The 16,472-nt window shown below is 44.9% G+C and carries 20 protein-coding genes and 1 riboswitch; of the genes, 15 read left to right on the forward strand and 5 right to left on the reverse strand.

Annotated elements, in window-relative coordinates; genetic code table 11:
- Positions 1–110 precede the first annotated feature (110 nt).
- On the forward strand, positions 111–851 hold the full coding sequence (locus BFW96_RS04410; protein ID WP_040081880.1) for an SDR family NAD(P)-dependent oxidoreductase: 741 nt from the start codon (positions 111–113) through the stop codon (positions 849–851).
- An 18-nt stretch (positions 852–869) separates the two neighbouring features.
- Positions 870–1,253, forward strand: a complete 384-nt coding sequence (locus tag BFW96_RS04415; RefSeq protein ID WP_069838765.1) for a tautomerase family protein — start codon at positions 870–872, stop codon at positions 1,251–1,253.
- Positions 1,254–1,289: 36 nt separating this feature from the next.
- Here the strand turns inward: BFW96_RS04415 and mdtP are convergent, their stop codons facing one another.
- The 4 genes from mdtP to BFW96_RS04435 form a co-directional block, all read right to left on the reverse strand.
- Entirely contained in the window at positions 1,290–2,912 is a 1,623-nt protein-coding gene (mdtP, locus tag BFW96_RS04420) for a multidrug efflux MFS transporter MdtP (protein WP_083252792.1), read from the reverse strand.
- Positions 2,909–3,379, reverse strand: coding sequence for a MarR family transcriptional regulator MdtR (gene mdtR / locus BFW96_RS04425; RefSeq protein ID WP_069838766.1), 471 nt, complete (start codon positions 3,377–3,379; stop codon positions 2,909–2,911). Before mdtR ends, mdtP begins: the two co-directional genes overlap by 4 nt.
- 158 nt (positions 3,380–3,537) lie before the next feature.
- Positions 3,538–3,870 carry a spore coat protein gene (locus BFW96_RS04430; RefSeq protein ID WP_003222766.1) on the reverse strand — a complete coding sequence of 111 codons (333 nt, stop codon included), beginning with the start codon at positions 3,868–3,870 and terminating at the stop codon, positions 3,538–3,540.
- A 12-nt stretch (positions 3,871–3,882) separates the two neighbouring features.
- Complete coding sequence (locus BFW96_RS04435) at positions 3,883–4,128, reverse strand: hypothetical protein (RefSeq protein WP_003228567.1); 246 nt, start codon at positions 4,126–4,128, stop codon at positions 3,883–3,885.
- Positions 4,129–4,222: 94 nt separating this feature from the next.
- Here BFW96_RS04435 and BFW96_RS04440 point away from each other — a divergent pair, with 94 nt between their 5' ends.
- Positions 4,223–5,131, forward strand: coding sequence for a proline dehydrogenase family protein (locus BFW96_RS04440; RefSeq protein WP_069150278.1), 909 nt, complete (start codon positions 4,223–4,225; stop codon positions 5,129–5,131).
- A gap of 24 nt (positions 5,132–5,155) precedes the next feature.
- Here BFW96_RS04440 and BFW96_RS04445 read toward each other — a convergent pair whose 3' ends face one another.
- The gene (locus BFW96_RS04445; protein WP_003240817.1) at positions 5,156–5,302 is read right to left on the reverse strand and encodes a YuzL family protein; all 147 of its coding nucleotides are present in this window, start codon (positions 5,300–5,302) and stop codon (positions 5,156–5,158) included.
- Positions 5,303–5,476: 174 nt separating this feature from the next.
- Between BFW96_RS04445 and BFW96_RS04450 the strand changes: the two genes are divergently transcribed.
- From BFW96_RS04450 to metQ, 12 genes are all read left to right on the forward strand, one after another.
- Positions 5,477–7,846: a 3-hydroxyacyl-CoA dehydrogenase/enoyl-CoA hydratase family protein gene (locus tag BFW96_RS04450; protein ID WP_069838784.1), complete on the forward strand. Its 2,370-nt coding sequence runs from the start codon at positions 5,477–5,479 to the stop codon at positions 7,844–7,846.
- A 10-nt stretch (positions 7,847–7,856) separates the two neighbouring features.
- A complete protein-coding gene (locus BFW96_RS04455) occupies positions 7,857–9,032 on the forward strand; it encodes an acetyl-CoA C-acetyltransferase (protein ID WP_014665314.1) in 1,176 nt (391 codons plus the stop codon).
- Positions 9,033–9,046: 14 nt separating this feature from the next.
- Entirely contained in the window at positions 9,047–10,831 is a 1,785-nt protein-coding gene (fadE, locus tag BFW96_RS04460; protein ID WP_069838767.1) for an acyl-CoA dehydrogenase FadE, read from the forward strand.
- Positions 10,832–10,941: 110 nt separating this feature from the next.
- A complete protein-coding gene (locus tag BFW96_RS04465) occupies positions 10,942–11,298 on the forward strand; it encodes an arsenate reductase family protein (RefSeq protein WP_003222779.1) in 357 nt (118 codons plus the stop codon).
- A gap of 66 nt (positions 11,299–11,364) precedes the next feature.
- Complete coding sequence (gcvH, locus tag BFW96_RS04470) at positions 11,365–11,748, forward strand: glycine cleavage system protein GcvH (RefSeq protein WP_014665312.1); 384 nt, start codon at positions 11,365–11,367, stop codon at positions 11,746–11,748.
- 55 nt (positions 11,749–11,803) lie between these two features.
- Positions 11,804–12,040, forward strand: coding sequence for a YusG family protein (locus BFW96_RS04475; RefSeq protein WP_003228581.1), 237 nt, complete (start codon positions 11,804–11,806; stop codon positions 12,038–12,040).
- A 72-nt stretch (positions 12,041–12,112) separates the two neighbouring features.
- Complete coding sequence (locus tag BFW96_RS04480; protein ID WP_041521423.1) at positions 12,113–12,475, forward strand: toprim domain-containing protein; 363 nt, start codon at positions 12,113–12,115, stop codon at positions 12,473–12,475.
- 1 nt (position 12,476) lies between these two features.
- On the forward strand, positions 12,477–12,797 hold the full coding sequence (locus BFW96_RS04485) for a thioredoxin family protein (protein ID WP_040081889.1): 321 nt from the start codon (positions 12,477–12,479) through the stop codon (positions 12,795–12,797).
- Positions 12,798–12,903: 106 nt separating this feature from the next.
- Positions 12,904–13,248 carry an SCP2 sterol-binding domain-containing protein gene (locus BFW96_RS04490; protein ID WP_014665309.1) on the forward strand — a complete coding sequence of 115 codons (345 nt, stop codon included), beginning with the start codon at positions 12,904–12,906 and terminating at the stop codon, positions 13,246–13,248.
- Between the two features lie 114 nt (positions 13,249–13,362).
- Positions 13,363–13,469: riboswitch (SAM riboswitch) on the forward strand.
- A 105-nt stretch (positions 13,470–13,574) separates the two neighbouring features.
- A complete protein-coding gene (gene metN / locus BFW96_RS04495) occupies positions 13,575–14,600 on the forward strand; it encodes a methionine ABC transporter ATP-binding protein MetN (protein WP_069838785.1) in 1,026 nt (341 codons plus the stop codon).
- A complete protein-coding gene (gene metP, locus BFW96_RS04500) occupies positions 14,593–15,261 on the forward strand; it encodes a methionine ABC transporter permease MetP (protein ID WP_003228593.1) in 669 nt (222 codons plus the stop codon). Before metN ends, metP begins: the two co-directional genes overlap by 8 nt.
- Positions 15,262–15,274: 13 nt before the next feature.
- Positions 15,275–16,099: a methionine ABC transporter substrate-binding lipoprotein MetQ gene (gene metQ / locus BFW96_RS04505; protein ID WP_014665307.1), complete on the forward strand. Its 825-nt coding sequence runs from the start codon at positions 15,275–15,277 to the stop codon at positions 16,097–16,099.
- Positions 16,100–16,472: the final 373 nt, after the last annotated feature.

Below are 16,472 nucleotides of genomic sequence, written 5' to 3' on the forward strand. Positions count from 1 at the left end.
TATCAATCTGAATGATATCAATTATCTTTAACAATCATTATACGTAACATCAAAGCTGGATTACAATGGAATCAGAAATATATTTTAGTCAACAGCAAGGAGTGGCGGCAATGAATGTCTTGAACAAAATAGCTCTCGTAACGGGGGGCGGCACAGGAATCGGAAAAGCAGCCAGTATGGAATTGGCAAAGCGCGGGGCGATTGTTGCGGTGAATTATTCACGTTCTCAATCAGAAGCGGAGGAAACAGTGGAAATGATTCAAAAAGCTGGCGGGCAAGCCTTCGCCATCCAAGCAGATGTATCCAGAAACAGCGAAGTGCAGGATATGATTCAAGCAATCGTGAACACACACAGAACGGTTGATATTTTAGTGAATAATGCCAGCATTACACGGCATATTCCAATGGATGATCTTGAGGCTGCGACAGAAGACATATGGGATGAGCTGTATGCCGTCAATGTGAAAGGAATGTTTTTCTGCGCGCGGGCAGTGGTTCCGTTCATGAAGAAAAGCAAGGCCGGAGCGATCGTAAACGTCGGCAGCATCGCAGGGTTAACCGGTGCGGGCTCATCTATGCCTTACGCAGTATCAAAATCGGCGGTGCACGGTTTAACGAAATCATTGGCCCACGCTTTAGCGCCTGACATCAGAGTGAGCGGTGTAGCACCAGGAGCTGTGGCAACGAGATGGTGGGCTGGCCGGGAAGAAAAAATGAAAAGCATGATCGGTTCTTTGCCGCTGCAGTATATTGCTGAACCGGATGATGTTGCCAAATTGATTTGTTCACTAGTTGAACAGGAATCACTCACAGGACAAATTATCACAATTGACAGCGGACAGACGCTGTAAAGAGAGGGATGCAGGGAGATGCCATTTGTACAGATTCATTTACGGTCGGGAAGAAGCGAAGCGTGGCTTCAAAAACTGAGCAGGGCTATCCACCAATCGATGATTGAAGAAATCAATGTGCCGGAAGATGACTATTTTCAAGTCATCAAGCAATATGAAAAAGGCGAATTTTTCTATGATCCATTTTATCTCCAAGTTGAGCGTACTGATGAACTGATATACATTCATTTTACACTGAAACACTCAAGAACAACTGAACAGAAAAAAGCGCTTTACCGCTCAATCGCAAGCCGGATTCATTTCGAGCTTGGCGTAAGAAAAGAGGATGTGTTTATCATGCTGGCCGGAAATCAGAATGAGGATTGGTCTTTCGGAAATGGAAGGGCCCAGATGATTGAATAAAAAAACCCCGCGGTTTGATACCCGCGGGGTGCTCTATTAATGGGAAGGTGATTCAACGGCTTTTGCCGCTTTCTCTTTCACTTGTTCTCCCGTTTTCTTATTTGATAGTTTGATAGGTTTTAAGAACAATGTAAATACGGCTCCGACTGCGATAAAGATCAGACCTGTATAAAACACGCTGTGGAGTGAATCCATCAACGATGTTTTTAAAATCGGCAAAATATGGGATGAGAAAGCCGCAGGGATTTGTTTGACTGCGTCCGGACTGAACAGTGATTGCAGCAGCCCTTGCGGATTTGTATCAATCATACCCTTTAGCTGGGCGGCAAACGGGCTTGCCTGTGCCGGAAGAGAGTCTAAATACGGCACCAATTTATCTGTTAATAGATTTCCTGATCTCGCATTCATTACGGATCCCAGCATGGTAATGCCGAATGTTCCGCCGATAGAACGGAAGAATTGGCTGGATGAGGTGACAACGCCAAGCTCCTCTTTCGAAAAGCTTTCCTGTAAAGCCAATGTCAGAATCGGCATAACAAGACCCATTCCAAGGCCAATAATCGCCATATATGATGTAGCGACAAGCTTGCTCGTGTCAAGATCCAATGTCGTTAACAGCAAGAATCCGCCGGCCATAACCAGCATGCCTGTAATGATTTGCGGTTTAATTCCGATTTTGTACACAAGCTGGCCGCCGATAATACTTGTGATAATCATAGAGATCATCATCGGTGTCATAATTGTACCCGATTCAGACGCACTTACACCGACAATTCCTTGCATAAAGAAAGGAACAAACGTAATGGCGCCAAACATACCGATACTCATAAAGAAGCCGATCAAGTTTAGAAAGGTAAATGTTCTGTTTTTAAATAAATACATTGGCAGGATTGGCTCTTTTGCTTTTGATTCTACGATAATAAAGCTGACAATGCCGATCAGTGCGAGAGCGAACAAACCAAGAATCTGCCATGAATCCCATGCGTAATCTTTCCCGCCAAAGCTTAAGGCGAGCAAGAGGCTGACAACACCGACAATCATCGTGAAAATACCAGCGATGTCGAAGTTGATCGGACCAGTCTGCTGGCGTCCCTGTAATCCTCTTGCAATGAAAATAACCGCAATAATTCCGACTGGCAGGTTAATATAGAAAACCCATTTCCAGTTTAACGAGTCTACAATCCAGCCGCCGATTTGCGGCCCAATTACTGAAGCAAGCCCGTAAATCGCGCCAAAGACCCCTTGGAATTTAGCACGCTGTTTTCCTGTGAACAAGTCACCGATAACAATCATCGCCATCGGCATCATGATGCCTCCGCCAATTCCTTGCAGTCCACGGAAGATAATCAATTCTGTCATGTTGTTGGCCATTCCGCATAAAGCAGAAGCGGCCATAAAAATAATCAAACCTGATACATAGACAATGCGGCGCCCCAATAAATCAGCCAGCTTGCCGGCAATTGGAACAATGGTTGTTGATGTTAACAAATATGCAGTTGTCAGCCAGGTCATCATGCTCAAACCGCCCAGATCACCGACAATTTTCGGCATGGCCGTTCCGACAATGGTACCGTCAAGGGCTGAAAAAAACATGGCAATAATTAAGCCTGTTATTAATAGCGTCCGTTTGGATTGTTTGCCTTCTTTACTCATTTTCATCCGTTTCCTCTTTTCATGTTTTGCTTTTCATCCGTTTCCGCTGCTGCCTGTGCGAGCTTTGCTGTAATATGCGCCGCCTGAAGCATCTCCTCCTCCGTCAAAAAGGAAAGATAGCGCGCCATAATGACCTTTCTGCCTGCCAAAATCTCCTCGAACTTTCTGTCTCCTTCATCAGTAAGACTGAGATCAATCACTCGCCTGTCTTTTGTATTGTGTGTTCTGGCGATAAGATTTTTTTGTTCAAGGCGATCTGCCATTAACGTCACCGCGCTTGGCTTCACCTCCATACGCTCGGCAATTTCAGAAATTTTGAGGCTGCCGTGTTTCTTTAGGCTGGCCAGCACAAACAGCTGCGCTGGGGTGACACCTTGTTTCTCCATGCTTTCCAGCATCTCAGGCTGTATCTTTTGAAAGAGCGCCTGAAGCGATAATTGGATATCGGACATTAACTGATCCGCACTCTTCATATTCAATTCCCCTCTGTTACATACACTGTATATATATTTTGATGACAAAATAGTTAATGCTTATTAAATATAAATAAGCGTAAATGAAAAGTCAACTGATTTTACACAAAAAAAAGGATAGATGTCCGAAAGAACATCGTATCCTTTTTCTAATATTGTTATTGCTGATAAGGAGACTGCTGCTGAATGGTCTGCTGGAATTTTTGATAGGATTGCTGCAGCTTTTGGGCATCCTCCGCTTCAACAGAATACCATCCATATTGGAACATGAGGTCATACAGTTTTCTTTGCGCTTTTTGTGACTCATCAAAAATGGATTGAATATCCTGATAAAGAGACTCGTGGCTGAATTCGTGCAAGGCTGTGCAATAAGCTGTTGTCATGTATTTTTCGGTTGTCAGCAGTTCGTTGACGAAATCTCTGTCATTCATTTCCGATGTTGTCGGTACAGGTGTCTGAGGGTTGCTGATTTTTTGATTTTGTTGATTCATTCTGACGCCTCCTTATTGGATGTAGCCGGACTGCTGCTGCCCTGGCTGCAGGTGCTTTAATATTCTTTGATAGTGATCATGATGCATGTGTCCGACGCGATCGAGTTCTTGCTTTAACGTTTGATCCTGGCACTGCTGCGCCATGAAATGCGCTTTTTTCATCGCGAGCAAATTCCAGTTCAGCATGTCATTGAGATACAAATGATCCTTTGTTGAAATAACGGAAGGCGGCATTTGAGATTGCTGCTGATTGTCCATTGTGATCCTCCTTTGATTTCAGTTCATTTTATAGTTTCCTTCAGACTGGGAGTTGTATACAGGTGTTTTGAAGATGATGGCGGGAGGGAGTCGGATGTTGAGACATGTGTTTTTATTTTTATCTCAAAATAAAACGCTTACCAAGTTCGCAAAAGCATATGGAAAGAGGCTTGGAGCACGAAGATTTGTCGCAGGGGATACGATTGAATCGGCAGTTAAGACCGTCAAAAGGCTAAACAGATCCGGTTTGTGTGCAACAATTGATTATTTAGGCGAGTATGCAGCTTCGGAAAAAGAAGCGAACCAAGTCGCAGAGGAATGCAAGAAAGCCATTCAAGCCATTGCCGAACATCAATTGGAGTCGGAGCTTTCACTTAAACTGACCTCAATTGGGCTCGATCTTTCAGAAGAACTTGCTCTTACTCATTTGCGCGCCATTCTTTCCATTGCGAAGCAATATGATGTTGCTGTGACCATTGATATGGAAGACTATTCTCATTATGAACAGACACTTTCTATTTACAGGCAATGCAAACAGGAATTTGAGAAGCTTGGCACGGTCATTCAGGCGTATCTGTACAGAGCGGCAGAAGATATTAGAAAGATGCGTGACGTAAAGCCGAATCTCAGACTTGTGAAAGGCGCTTATAAAGAATCTGCGGCTGTAGCGTTTCCTGACAAAAAAGGAACAGACCTACATTTTCAGAGCTTAATAAAGCTGCAGCTATTAAGCGGGAACTACACGGCTGTCGCCACACATGACGATGACATTATTGCATTTACGAAACAGCTCGTCGACGAACATCAAATCCCCGCATCGCAATTTGAGTTTCAAATGCTATACGGCATCAGGCCAGAGCGTCAGAAGGAACTCGCGAAAGAAGGCTACAGAATGCGTGTGTATGTCCCATATGGAACAGACTGGTTCAGCTACTTTATGAGAAGAATTGCCGAACGGCCCGCCAATGCAGCATTTGTGTTAAAAGGAATTCTGAAAAAGTGAAAGCAGCCGCGGGAAGCAGCTGCATTATGATTGTTCCATGTTATGTTTTTTATACTGCTGATTTTGACTTGTCCGTTTTCCGCCGCCGTAATGCTGAGTCGGACCGGCATCTCCCTTTACGCTCGCCGCGCTGACTGCCGCAGAAGACGGATTTTTTTTCTCTCGCACCATTCCCTTCACCTCCGGGCTTAAGTTACCCGTCTTTTATAGGCTTCATACAAAAAAATAACAAATTAGCTATTGAAGTCGAACCGGAAATCTTTTAAGATGAAAGAAGAAACGGGTTTCATTTTTTTTAGTCAAAAAATGAATGACTATTCATTCAATGTTCAAGGGGGATATCTCATGCACAAACACATTCGGAAGGCAGCCGTTTTAGGATCGGGGGTAATGGGTTCCGGGATTGCGGCGCATTTGGCTAACATCGGAATTCCTGTCCTGCTGCTAGATATTGTGCCGAACGATTTGACAAAGGAAGAGGAAAAAAAGGGGCTGACGAAGGACAGTCCGGAGGTGCGCAGCAGGCTTAGCCGGCAGGCGGTGAAAAAACTGCTGAAACAAAAGCCCGCTCCCCTCACATCAGCGAAAAATACCTCCTATATTACACCGGGCAATCTGGAGGATGATGCAGAAAAACTGAAAGAAGCAGATTGGATTATTGAGGTCGTTGTCGAAAACCTTGAAGTCAAAAAGAAAATTTTCGCTCTTGTGGATGAACATCGAAAGACTGGAAGCATCGTCTCAAGCAACACATCCGGCATATCAGTGCAGGAAATGGCTGAAGGCCGATCGGATGATTTTAAAGCCCATTTTCTTGGAACGCATTTTTTTAATCCCGCACGCTATTTAAAGCTGCTGGAGATCATTCCGATTAAGGAAACGGATCCAGATATTTTAAAGTTTATGACAGCTTTCGGAGAAAATGTCCTCGGTAAAGGTGTTGTTACAGCAAAGGACACACCGAACTTTATCGCAAACCGAATCGGAACATTCGGGCTTCTCGTGACAGTCCAAGAAATGCTGAAAGGCGGCTATCAGGTTGGAGAGGTTGATTCGATCACAGGTCCGCTGATCGGCAGGCCGAAAAGCGCCACCTTCAGAACGCTTGATGTTGTCGGCCTCGATACATTCGCCCACGTTGCCCGAAATGTGTATGACAAAGCCGATGGCGATGAGAAAGAAGTGTTTCGCCTTCCAAGCTTCATGAACGATATGCTGGAAAAAGGGTGGATCGGAAGTAAGGCCGGCCAAGGCTTTTATAAAAAAGAAGGAAAAATTATTTATGAGCTTGACCCAGTGACGCTTACTTATGGCGAGCGGACAAAAATGAAAACACCGGCACTTGAAGCGGCAAAACAGGCAAAAGGGACAAAGGTCAAAATGAAAGCGCTTATTTACTCGGATGACAGGGCCGGCCGATTGCTGTGGAATATCACTTCTCAAACCCTGCTTTACTCAGCCGAGCTGCTTGGTGAGATTGCCGATGATATTCATGCGATTGACCAAGCCATGAAGTGGGGATTCGGCTGGGAGCTGGGGCCTTTTGAAATGTGGGACGCCATCGGCCTCAGGCAGTCAGCGGAAAAGCTTGAGCAGCTTGGAGCAGATATGCCTGGCTGGATAAAAGAGATGCTGGACAAAGGAAATGAAACCTTCTACATCAAAGAGAACGGAACGGTATTTTATTATGACCGCGGCGAATACAGAGCCGTGAAAGAAAACAAAAAACGAATTCATTTACAAGCGCTTAAAGAAACAAAAGGCGTGATTGCGAAAAACAGCGGAGCTAGCTTGATTGACCTTGGAGATGATGTGGCCCTTCTTGAATTTCATTCGAAAAGCAATGCGATCGGCCTCGATATCATTCAAATGATCCACAAAGGATTAGAGGAAACAGAACGGAATTACAAGGGCCTTGTCATCGGCAACCAAGGAAAAAATTTCTGCGTCGGCGCAAATCTCGCCATGATCTTAATGGAAGTCCAAGATGACAACTTTTTGGAAGTTGATTTTGTGATACGGCGTTTTCAGGAGACGATGATGAAGATCAAATACAGTGCGAAACCGGTCGTCGCCGCGCCATTTGGCATGACGCTCGGCGGAGGAACGGAAGTATGCCTGCCTGCGGCTCGCACTCAAGCGGCAAGCGAAGCCTATATGGGACTTGTAGAATCCGGTGTCGGCCTCATCCCTGGCGGAGGGGGAAACAAAGAGCTGTACATCAATCATCTTCGCCGCGGCCATGATCCGATGAATGCGGCAATGAAAACATTTGAAACAATTGCGATGGCGAAAGTGTCCGCTTCCGCCCAAGAGGCTCGTGAGATGAACATTTTAAAAGAAACCGATCACATTAGCGTGAATCAAGACCATCTGCTGTACGATGCGAAGCAGCTGGCCGCATCCTTATACGATACCGGCTGGCGGCCGCCTGTAAAAGAAAAGGTCAAGGTGCCGGGAGAAACCGGTTATGCAGCACTCTTGCTTGGCGCTGAGCAGATGAAACTGTCTGGCTATATATCTGAGCATGATTTCAAGATTGCGAAAAAACTCGCTTATGTCATTGCGGGCGGAAAAGTGCCGTTCGGTACAGAGGTTGATGAAGAGTATTTATTGGAGATCGAAAGAGAAGCGTTTTTGAGTTTGGCGGGAGAGGCAAAATCTCAAGCGAGAATGCAGCATATGCTTGTGAAAGGTAAACCTTTACGGAATTAGGAGGGAGCTTATGAAAGAGGCAGTCATTGTATCAGGTGCAAGAACACCGGTTGGGAAAGCAAAAAAAGGATCGTTGGCCACCGTTCGCCCGGATGATTTGGGAGCGATTTGCGTAAAAGAAACGCTGAAACGGGCAGGCGGCTACGAAGGCAATATTGATGACTTGATTATCGGCTGTGCAACACCTGAAGCGGAACAGGGGCTTAATATGGCGAGAAATATCGGGGCGCTCGCGGGATTGCCATACACGGTTCCGGCGATTACAGTCAACCGGTATTGCTCATCCGGCCTTCAGTCTATTGCATATGCGGCAGAAAAAATTATGCTCGGCGCCTATGATACAGCGATTGCTGGCGGAGCAGAATCCATGTCACAGGTGCCGATGATGGGGCATGTCACCCGGCCGAACCTTGCTTTGGCAGAACAGGCACCGGAATATTATATGAGCATGGGACATACAGCCGAGCAGGTTGCGAGAAAATACGGCGTCTCCCGTGAGGATCAAGATGCGTTTGCCGTTCGCAGCCATCAAAACGCCGCTAAAGCCCTTGCAGAAGGGAAATTTAAAGATGAGATTGTACCTGTCGAAGTGACGGTGACAGAAATCGGAGAAAACCATAAGCCGCAGGAAAAACAATTCGTGTTTTCTCAGGATGAAGGCGTTCGCCCGCAAACGACTGCAGACATCTTAGCGACATTGCGCCCGGCCTTTTCCGTTGACGGAACGGTGACCGCGGGCAACTCCTCGCAGACGAGTGACGGAGCGGCGGCTGTCATGCTGATGGATCGGGAAAAAGCCGATGCTCTTGGCCTGGCCCCGCTTGTGAAATTCCGCTCCTTTGCAGTAGGCGGCGTGCCGCCGGAAGTCATGGGAATCGGGCCGGTTGAAGCAATTCCACGCGCTTTGAAGCTTGCCGGCCTTCAGCTGCAGGACATCGGCTTGTTTGAATTGAACGAAGCTTTTGCCTCACAGGCCATTCAAGTGATCAGAGAATTGGGAATTGATGAAGAAAAAGTGAATGTCAACGGGGGCGCAATCGCGCTTGGGCACCCGCTTGGCTGTACGGGCACAAAGCTTACACTCTCACTCATCCATGAAATGAAACGGAGAAACGAGCAATTTGGAGTCGTGACCATGTGTATCGGCGGCGGGATGGGAGCGGCCGGTGTATTTGAATTATGCTAAAGGGGGAAAAACAAATGGCAAAAAAAACGGCTGACGTACTAAAAGGCGGCGGATTTTTAATTGAGGATGTCACATACGATCAAATGTATACACCGGAGGATTTCACTGACGAGCATAAAATGATTGCGAAAACAACAGAGGATTATATCGAGCAAGATGTTCTCCCTCATATAGATGACATCGAAAACCATCAATTTGAGCATTCTGTCAGACTGTTGAAGAAAGCGGGCGAACTAGGGCTGCTTGGCGCCGATGTGCCGGAAGAATACGGCGGGCTCGGCCTAGATAAGATCAGCTCGGCGCTCATCACTGAGAAATTTTCTCGTGCGGGAAGTTTTTCTCTTTCCTATGGCGCGCATGTCGGCATCGGTTCCTTGCCGATCGTCTTTTTCGGATCAGAAGAACAAAAGAAAAAATATTTGCCTGGCCTCGCTTCAGGCGAAAAGATCGCGGCTTATGCTCTGACTGAGCCTGGCTCTGGGTCTGATGCACTTGGAGCAAAAACAACAGCCGTGCTGAACGAAGCAGGAACGCATTATGTATTAACCGGGGAAAAACAGTGGATTACCAACTCTGCTTTTGCCGATGTTTTTGTGGTTTACGCTAAAGTGGATGGCGACAAGTTTTCAGCCTTTATTGTAGAAAAAGAGTTCCCGGGTGTCTCCACGGGACCGGAAGAAAAGAAAATGGGGATCAAAGGATCATCGACGAGGACCCTCATTTTGGATCAAGCTGAAGTGCCGAAGGAAAACCTGCTCGGAGAAATCGGCAAAGGGCATGTCATCGCCTTTAATATTTTAAACATTGGCCGCTACAAACTGGCGGTTGGCACAATTGGCGCATCTAAACGGGTCATCGAGCTGTCTGCGGCATACGCAAATCAGCGCCGCCAATTTAAAACCCCGATTGCAGGTTTTTCATTGACAAAGGAAAAAATCGGGACAATGGCCTCAAGGCTGTATGCGATGGAAAGCTCTGTATACAGAACCGTCGGGCTGTTTGAAGACAATATGAGCCAGTTCACGGCCGAAGATCTCAAGGACGGCCGGCAAATCGCCAAGTCAATTGCGGAATACGCCATCGAATGCTCTCTGAATAAGGTGTTTGGCTCTGAAACGCTTGATTATATTGTTGATGAAGGCGTTCAGATTCATGGAGGCTACGGCTTTATGCAGGAGTACGAAGTAGAAAGAGCGTATAGGGATTCAAGGATCAATCGAATTTTTGAAGGCACAAACGAAATCAACCGATTAATCGTGCCAAGCACTTTCCTGAAAAAAGCGCTAAAAGGCGAGCTGCCTCTATTTGAAAAAGCACAGTCGCTGCAGGAAGAACTCATGATGCTTATGCCTGAAGAGCCTGGAAGCGGCGTCTTAGAGCAAGAGAAATATATCGTTAAGCAAGCGAAAAAAATTGCGTTGTTTGCCGCCGGCCTAGCTGCGCAAAAATACGGAAAAGCCATCGATCATGAGCAAGAAATTCTCGTGAACGTCGCGGATATCGTCAGCAATGTATACGCAATGGAATCGGCCGTGCTCAGAACGGAAAAGGCCATTGCAGCACAAGGCGCTGAAAAAGCAGCGCAAAAGGTGCTGTACACAGAAATTTTCGTTCAAGAAGCCTTTAACGAAATTGAAGCGCATGCGAAGGAATCCCTTATCGCCATGGAAGAAGGAGACTCACTCCGCATGATGCTTTCCGCTCTGCGCAAGCTGACACGCGTAACGCCTAAAAACGTGATTCAGAAAAAGCGCGAGGCGGCGGCAGGCATTTTTGAGGCTGAGAAATATATTGTCTGATTGGCCATGAGCTCCGCATGCGCGGAGCTCTTTTTTAAGAAGCACTGTTTTAGGTTTTTAAAACAAACTGTGTTAAAATAACCTCGATTATTTTATTGAGGGGGAAGAAGATGTCGTTAACTTTTTACTGGTACCCTAAATGCGGAACGTGCCGCAAAGCAAAGAAGTGGCTTGAAGAGCATGGGAAAGAAATAAACGAAATACATATTGCTGAGCAGCCGCCAAGCAAAGAAGAATTAAAAGCGCTTTATGAAAAAAGCGGGCTGGATCTCAAGAAATTTTTCAACACGAGCGGCATGAAATACCGCGAGCTCAATCTCAAGGAAAAGCTGTATCACATGTCAGAGGACGAACAGCTCGAACTGCTGGCTTCAGACGGAATGCTGATCAAACGCCCGCTTACAACAGACGGCGAAAAAGTGACTGTCGGATTTAAAGAAGACCAATTTGAAGAAAACTGGGCTTAATGTAAATTTTTTTTGAAAAGTGTGGTATCTTCTTATTGTAGTGCTGTAAAAAATGGAGGGATTCAATTGAGCATACCAAAAGATTTGCGTTACTCAGGAGAACACGAATGGGTAAAAGTTGAAGGAGAAAAAGCCAGAATCGGAATTACGCATTTTGCCCAGTCCGAGCTAGGCGACATCGTGTTTGTCGAACTTCCTGAAGTGGGTGCTGAAATCAAAGCGGACGAGCCATTCGGCAGTGTTGAATCCGTTAAAACGGTATCTGAGCTTTATGCGCCGATTAACGGAACTGTTGTGGAAGTAAACGAAGATCTTGATGACAGTCCGGAATTCGTCAACGAATCTCCGTACGAAAAAGCATGGATGATCGTTGTTGAGCCGACTGACGCTTCTGAAATTGAAAAACTGATGACAGCAGAGCAATACGAAGAGATGACACAAGAAGACTAAAACAGGATAGCCGTAAAAGCAATTGGACACGCTAACGTTATGGGAGGTGTCCAATATGGCTTTCGACAAACAAAAGCTCGATGTCACCAACGACGTGACAGGCCGCTTTCAAAATGGCCGGCTCTCGTTATATCATGATAATGAGATGATCGGCCAAATGACAAGCATGAATGAATATGAGCTTAAGTCCGGTTATTCCTTTGAAAATGAGAAGTTTTATAAGACAGCCGATGTGGTCTCTGGTGACGACGCAAAATATGTAGATTGTGACTACGAAAACGGCTGGTGTTAAATGTTGGCGGTGAATTTCACTGCCTTCTTTTACAATCTGAACGTTTCAAATTTGACGCGGCAGGTGAAGAAGATGGATGAGCTGGAAAAGGTTATGATTGTCGAGGGGAAATCAGATAAAGAGAAAATCGAAAGCGTCCTGAATGAACCGGTGCGCATTATCTGCACAAACGGAACAATCAGCCAGCTGAAGCTTGAGGAATTGGCTGACGAGCTTTATGATAAAGACGTCTATATATTAGTTGATGCTGATGAATCAGGCGAGAAATTGAGAAAACAGCTGAAGCGTGAATTTAATGAAGCCTGCCATCTCCATATCGACAGAGCCTATAAGGAAGTAGCGGCTGCGCCCAGGCACCACGTCGCCTCTGTCTTACTGCGTGCGAATCTGAATGTCCATACTATTTTTCTTGAAAGAAAGTCCCGAGGTGTATAGCATGAAAGAACTCCAAGAACACGAACTTGATCACATTGAAGATGATGTGTACCTTCTATATTTATATACTCCGTTTTGCGGCACCTGCCAGCTTGCAAGCAAAATGCTGACAGTGGTGAAAGAAATGCTGCCTGATGTCGCCTTCTATCAAAACAATGTCAATTACTCTCCGACATTTGCAAAAGCATATCAAATTGAAAGTGTCCCTTGTTTTCTGCTGTTTAAAGGCGGAAAGGTGGTCGAAAGAGGATATGCGTTTCATTCCGTTTCTTATTTATATGAGCTGATTAAACAAAAATCATCTTCCGCATCCCAATTATGACATATTTCTCAGCATATCCAACGAAATTGTCGTTCGTTTTATAAAGGGGTTCTTGCGACAGAGAGAGAAATGTGTATGTATGACCAACAAATAGGAGGTTGTACATATGGAGAAAGCGGAAGTTTTAGAAGATGAGTATCAGCATCTGTTTTTAAAACCCCTTTTGAATGCCTCAACATTGCTCATTACCTTTCAAGGAGAAGCAGAAGCCTTAACCGTCTCAATAAACGAACAGGGAGAAATGAAAAAAGTTTCTCCGCCCCAAACGTCCAACCTGACCTTTTACGGAAACCAAACGGAAATTATTGATTTATTGCACGGAGATATTTCCCTTCAGCACTTGATTCAGAGCGGAAGCCTCAAAGTAAAGGGGTCATTCAGGGCCCTGTTAAAGCTAGAAGCCATTCTCTGGCTGACAAATGGATTTTTTCAGAGGATTTCAAAGAATTGAAAAATAATAAATTATTATAATAGTAAAAGTTGTCATCATTTATTTTATTGACATTTAATCATTCGCCGTGCTATTCTACATTAAGAATTTCCGGACGAAAAAGACTATATATTTCTCTTATCAAGAGAGGTGGAGGGAAGTGCCCTATGAAGCCCGGCAACCATCAACGCTGTTGAAATGGTGCCAATTCACACGAAGCGTTCAGCTTTGAAAGATGAGAGAAAGGCATTTTATATAAGCCTTTCTGCTCAAGTGTGCAGAAAGGCTTTTCTTTTGCAGAAAAAACCGGAAGATTTCTTAGAATAGTGTTAAGGCAGGTGATTGCTTTGATCAATCTTCAGGATGTTTCAAAAGTTTACAAGTCGAAACATGGAGATGTCAATGCTGTCCAAAATGTCTCGCTTTCCATTAAAAAAGGTGAGATTTTTGGAATTATAGGATATAGTGGAGCTGGTAAGAGTTCCTTAATCCGTCTGCTGAACGGCCTTGAGAAACCAACCTCAGGAACCGTGGAAGTGGCGGGAACAAAGATTAATGAAGTAAATGGACGCGGTTTAAGAAAAGCACGCCATGAGATCAGTATGATTTTCCAGCATTTCAATTTGCTTTGGTCGCGGACTGTCAGAGATAATATCATGTTTCCTTTAGAAATTGCCGGGGTGAAAAAGAGCGAGCGGATCAAGCGCGCCAATGAACTGATTAAACTGGTAGGTTTAGAAGGAAAAGAAAAATCATATCCGTCCCAGCTGAGCGGCGGTCAGAAGCAGCGTGTCGGAATTGCCAGAGCGCTTGCAAACAATCCGAAGGTTCTCCTTTGTGACGAAGCGACATCAGCATTAGATCCGCAAACGACAGATTCAATTCTGGATCTATTGTCCGATATTAATGAAAGACTCGGTTTGACGATTGTGCTGATTACGCACGAAATGCATGTCATCCGCAAAATCTGCAACAGAGTCGCCGTCATGGAAAACGGTAAGGTGGTCGAAGAAGGCGAGGTTCTCGACGTCTTCAAAAATCCAAAGGAACAAATGACAAAACGATTTGTTCAACAGGTGACAGAGCCAGAAGAAACGAAAGAAACGCTTCAGCACCTTCTTGATGATACAGCATCAGGAAAAATGGTTCAGCTCACATTTGTCGGTGAGTCAGCTGAAAAGCCTCTGATTACAGAGATGATCAGAAACTTCAATGTCAGCGTCAATATTCTGCAAGGGAAAATTTCGCAGACGAAGGATGGAGCTTACGGTTCACTGTTCATCCACATTGACGGAGACGAGGAAGAAGTGCAAAACGTGATCCGGTTCATTAATGACAAACAGGTGAAAGCAGAGGTGATCACGAATGTTTGAAAAATACTTCCCGAACGTTGATTTAACTGAATTATGGAACGCGACATATGAAACACTTTATATGACGCTGATTTCTTTGCTGTTTGCTTTTGTCATCGGGGTCATCCTCGGCTTGCTGCTCTTTCTGACGAGCAAAGGAAGCCTCTGGCAGAATAAAGCGGTCAACTCTGTGATTGCTGCCGTTGTTAACATATTCAGATCGATTCCGTTCCTTATTTTAATTATTTTACTATTAGGGTTTACGAAGTTTTTAGTCGGCACGATCTTAGGGCCAAACGCCGCATTGCCGGCGCTGGTCATCGGCTCGGCACCGTTTTACGCGCGTCTTGTTGAAATCGCGCTGCGTGAGGTGGATAAAGGTGTGATTGAAGCCGCTAAATCAATGGGCGCAAAAACGTCTACGATCATTTTCAAAGTGCTGATTCCGGAATCAATGCCGGCTCTTATTTCTGGCATTACGGTTACAGCCATCGCTTTGATCGGCTCAACGGCAATTGCCGGAGCCATTGGTTCAGGAGGCCTTGGAAACCTTGCGTACGTAGAAGGATATCAGTCTAATAACGCTGATGTTACCTTCGTTGCGACTGTGTTTATTTTAATCATCGTATTTATTATTCAAATCATCGGTGATTTAATAACAAATATTATAGACAAACGATAAGGGAGGATTTACATTGAAAAAGCTATTTTTAGGTGCATTACTGCTTGTATTTGCAGGAGTTATGGCTGCCTGCGGTTCGAATAACGGCGCTGAATCCGGCAAGAAAGAAATTGTCGTTGCAGCAACGAAAACACCGCATGCGGAAATTTTAAAAGAAGCTGAACCATTGCTGAAAGAAAAAGGCTATACGCTGAAAGTGAAAGTGCTTAGTGATTACAAAATGTACAATAAAGCTTTAGCTGATAAAGAAGTGGACGCGAACTACTTCCAGCACATTCCTTACCTTGAGCAAGAAATGAAAGAAAACACAGATTACAAACTTGTGAATGCCGGCGCTGTTCACTTAGAGCCATTTGGTATTTACTCTAAAACATACAAATCACTGAAAGACCTTCCAGACGGTGCGACAATCATCCTGACAAACAACGTTGCTGAACAAGGCCGTATGCTTGCAATGCTTGAAAACGCTGGATTAATCACTCTTGATTCTAAAGTGGAAACCGTTGACGCAACATTGAAAGACATTAAGAAAAACCCGAAAAACCTTGAATTCAAAAAAGTAGCGCCTGAATTAACGGCAAAAGCATATGAAAACAAAGAAGGAGACGCGGTCTTCATCAATGTAAACTATGCGATCCAAAATAAATTAAATCCTAAAAAAGATGCAATTGAAGTAGAATCAACGAAAAACAACCCATATGCTAACATCGTCGCAGTGAGAAAAGGCGAAGAAGATTCTGCAAAAATCAAAGCGCTGATGGAAGTTCTTCACTCTAAAAAGATCAAAGACTTCATCGAGAAAAAATACGACGGAGCTGTGCTTCCTGTATCTGAATAAGTCTGAAACCCCCGGATGAGAAATCCGGGGTTCAATTATTGACAAAGCCCTAAAACGATATTAGTTTTAGGGCTTTGTCCTCTTTTCAGCGTGATTGAAAACCCTTGAAGTCTAGGAAGGACGAGCATTGGAGCGGGCTTTCACAGGATGTGATGACGACGGCGTTTAGGCAGGATGCCTGAGAATTTAGCCGTTGATCCACTTCGCATTGAGCACCAACGCGCAGGTCCGACAACGAATGCGAGGGTTTGCTGACACGGTGAAACCCCCGGATGAAAAATCCGGGGTTCAATTATTGACAAAGCCCTAAAACGATATTAGTTTTAGGGCTTTGTCCTCTTTTCAGCGTGATTGAAAACCCTTGAAGTCTAGG

This window comes from Bacillus sp. F56, assembly GCF_001748205.1.
Taxonomy (GTDB): domain Bacteria; phylum Bacillota; class Bacilli; order Bacillales; family Bacillaceae; genus Bacillus; species Bacillus stercoris.